2 pseudogenes are annotated in these 382 nt (G+C 52.6%); one reads left to right on the top strand and one right to left on the bottom strand.

Annotated elements, in window-relative coordinates:
* Nucleotides 1-256 (top strand): annotated as a pseudogene (locus EXE52_RS18155) (transposase); the annotation flags it as partial.
* Nucleotides 257-262: 6 nt separating this feature from the next.
* Here the strand turns inward: EXE52_RS18155 and EXE52_RS18150 are convergent.
* A pseudogene (locus EXE52_RS18150) lies at nucleotides 263-382 on the bottom strand (IS630 family transposase); the annotation flags it as partial.

The following is a 382-nucleotide window of genomic DNA, read 5'->3' as shown; positions in this document are numbered from 1 at the left end:
CATCATCCTCGACGACACGATCACCCACAAAGCCGGGGACGAAGTCCCCGGCGTCGGCCACTTCTACGATCACGCTGAAGGTGACACTGTCTGGGGCCAAGACCTCATCTACGCCTTCTACGCTGACGACAAAACCGCCTACCCACTCACCTTCCGCCTCTACGAAAAACAGGACGACAATGACCAAGACCACGACACCAGGTACGATCTCGCCCGCGAGATCGTCACCGAACTCGAAGACGAGGTAGGTGTCCCGTAATGATTAAGATAACATTCGAAAGTCAAGGAACTGTTCACACCACTTCTTTGCGAAGCTGACGCGTTTCGTTATTTTCTCAAAAGTTTCCTGAACGAGGTCTTTGAATTCCGCTTCGCTCTCAAC

Source organism: Halorubrum sp. CGM4_25_10-8A (assembly GCF_005435025.1).
GTDB classification, from domain to species: Archaea; Halobacteriota; Halobacteria; order Halobacteriales; family Haloferacaceae; genus Halorubrum; species Halorubrum ezzemoulense.
The sequence above is the reverse complement of the archived record's forward strand: the minus strand, read 5'-3'. Positions and strand labels throughout refer to the sequence as shown.